The organism is Streptomyces sp. CO7, assembly GCF_053474865.1.
Genome location: NZ_JBRIOU010000004.1, coordinates 279,533 through 282,149 on the forward strand (window position 1 = coordinate 279,533; position 2,617 = coordinate 282,149).

1 protein-coding gene is annotated in these 2,617 nt (G+C 77.1%); it reads left to right on the plus strand.

Annotation, left to right across the window (positions count from 1 at the left end):
• Positions 1 to 319 precede the first annotated feature (319 nt).
• The gene (locus ACOV8S_RS13990) at positions 320 to 2,032 is read left to right on the plus strand and encodes an ABC transporter ATP-binding protein (RefSeq protein WP_448318146.1); all 1,713 of its coding nucleotides are present in this window, start codon (positions 320 to 322) and stop codon (positions 2,030 to 2,032) included.
• The last annotated feature ends 585 nt before the right edge of the window (positions 2,033 to 2,617 follow it).

Below are 2,617 nucleotides of genomic sequence, written 5' to 3' on the forward strand. Positions count from 1 at the left end.
CCCCCCCCCCCCCCCCCCGGCCCGCCCCCCCCCCCCCCCCCCCCCCGCCGGCACGGCCGCGGGCGCCCCACCGTCCGGCACGGCCTCGACCCCGAACCCGGCCCCGGCTCCGGCTCCGGCCCCAGCTCCGACCCCGGTTCCGGCGGACGCCCCGGCCGGGGACCGTGAACTGCCCGAGGACCGGGCACCGTCCGGGAGCCCCGAAGGCTCCGGAAGCCGTGAAGGCTCCGGAAGCCGCGAAGGCTCCGGAAGCCGCGAACTGCCCGAGGACCGCGAACCGTCCGGGAGCCGCGAACTGCCCGTCGCCCGGCCCGCCGAGGTGCGTCGTGCGGCGGCCCGGCTGGTGCGGGAGGACCGGCGCGGCTTCGCCGGGGTGGTCGCCCTCACCACCCTCGCCGCACTGGCCGGGCTCGCCGGGCCGTGGCTCGTGGGCCGGATCGTCGACGAGGTCCGGGACGGGGCGGGGGTGTCGGTCGTGGACCGGCTCGCCCTGGCGGTCGTGGCCGCCGCGGTGGTCCAGCTCCTGCTGTCCCGCTGGGCCCGCTACGCCGCCCACCGGATGGGCGAACGCGCCCTGGCCCGGGTCCGGGAGACCTTCGTCGACCGGTGCCTGGCGCTGCCCGCCTCCGTGGTGGAGCGGGCCGGCACCGGCGACCTGGCCACCCGGGGCACCGCGGACGTGGCAGCCGTCGGCGCCACCCTGCGCGACTCGGGGCCGCAGATCGTCATCGCCTCCGCGCAGCTGGTGCTCCTGCTGTTCGCGGTGGTCCTGACGGACCCGCTGCTCGGCAGCTGCGCGCTGGCCGGGCTGGTCCCCTCCTACCTGGCGGCGCGCTGGTACCTGCGCCGTGCCCGGACCGCGTACCTGGCCGAGGGCGCGGCGAACTCCCAGGTGGCCGAGATCCTCTCCGCCACCTCCTCGGGCGCCCGCACGGTCGAGGCGTTCCGGCTCGGCGCGGCGCGGACCGCGGCCGGCCGCGAGGCGCTGACCGTCTCCCGCGGCGCCCGGATGCGGACGCTGTTCCTGCGCAACGTGTTCTTCCCGTCGGTGGAGATCTCCTACGCCCTGCCGCTGGTCACCGTCCTGCTGCTGGGCGGATGGCTGCTGTCCCGGGGCTCGGTCGAGCTGGGCACGGTGGTGACCGCGGCGCTGTACATGCGTCAGCTGGAGGGGCCGCTGGACGAGGTGCTCAGCCACATGGAGCAGCTCCAGTCCGGTGGCGCCTCGTTCGCCCGGGTCGAGGGGCTCTCGCGCGCGCCCGCCACCGCGGCGTCCGGCGCGGCGGAGCCGGACGGCGACCGGATCGAGGTGCGGGGGGCCCGGTACGCCTACGCGGGCGGGGCCGAGGTGCTGCACGACGTGGACCTGATGGTGCGGCCCGGTGAACGGCTGGCCGTCGTGGGCCCCTCCGGCGCGGGCAAGACGACGCTGAGCCGGCTGATCGCCGGTATCGACGCGCCCACGGCCGGTTCGGTGACGGTGGGCGGGGTGCCGGTGGTGTCGCTGACGCCGGAGCGGCTGCGGCGGCAGGTGGTGCTGGTGACCCAGGAGCACCACGTCTTCCTCGGCACGGTGCGGGACAACCTGCTGATCGCCGACCCGGACGCGACGGACACCGCGTTGTGGGCGGCGCTGAAGGCGGTCGGCGCGGAGTGGACGTCCGCGCTGCCGGACGGGCTGGACACGGTGCTCGGCGCGGACGCGTACCGCACGTCGGGACCGCAGGCGCAGCAGCTGGCGCTGGCCCGGGTGGTGCTGGCCGACCCGCACACGCTGGTCCTGGACGAGGCGACGGCGCTGCTGGACCCGGCCACCGCCCGGCACACCGAGCGCGCGCTGGCCGCGGTGCTGGAGGGCCGGACGGTGATCGCCGTCGCGCACCGGCTGCACACCGCGCACGACGCGGACCGGGTGGCCGTCATGCGGGACGGCCGGCTCACGGAACTGGGCCCGCACGACGAACTGGTCGCCGCGGGCGGCGACTACGCCGCCCTCTGGCACACCTGGCACGGCGCCCCCGCCCCGCACTGACCCCGCGCCCGGGGCCGTCAGCCGTCCCGCAGGCGGCCCCGCGGCCTCACCGTCACGACGGCCCGCACCCCGCCCCGGCGGACCTCCGGACCCGGGAAGCCGGCCGGGGCGAACTCCCCGCGGTCCGCTTCCCCTGGGCCGCCCCGCACGCGAGGCGCGGCGCGCACCACTCGGCAGGCCATCAGGTTGCGGCGATATCCGGCCAAGGCCCTCGCCGTCCGCCCGCCGATTTCGGGCCCCGGCCCATTTACCCGGCCGTGACGTCCGCCGGCCCGTCCGCCCCGCCGCCCATGGGCCGGGCCGACGGCGGCGGTCCCGCTCTTTGATCTTCCTTTGCGCGGGACCGGGCCGCTCTTGGTTGCGGCTTTACCGATCACCGGCCCGCGTCACACCCCTGAAACATCCATCTGCCTGCCGCTTTCCGGCCAACCTGACTTCGCGGTCATGACATGTACGCGTCCCCGGTGTCACAGTTCCACCGCAGCCCGCTGCACCCGCACCACCGCTCCTCCCGCACTGCCTTCCCCCTGCAAGCCGTCCGGACCGGCCCGACCCCGGCCCCCGCCCGGACATCCACACAAGGAG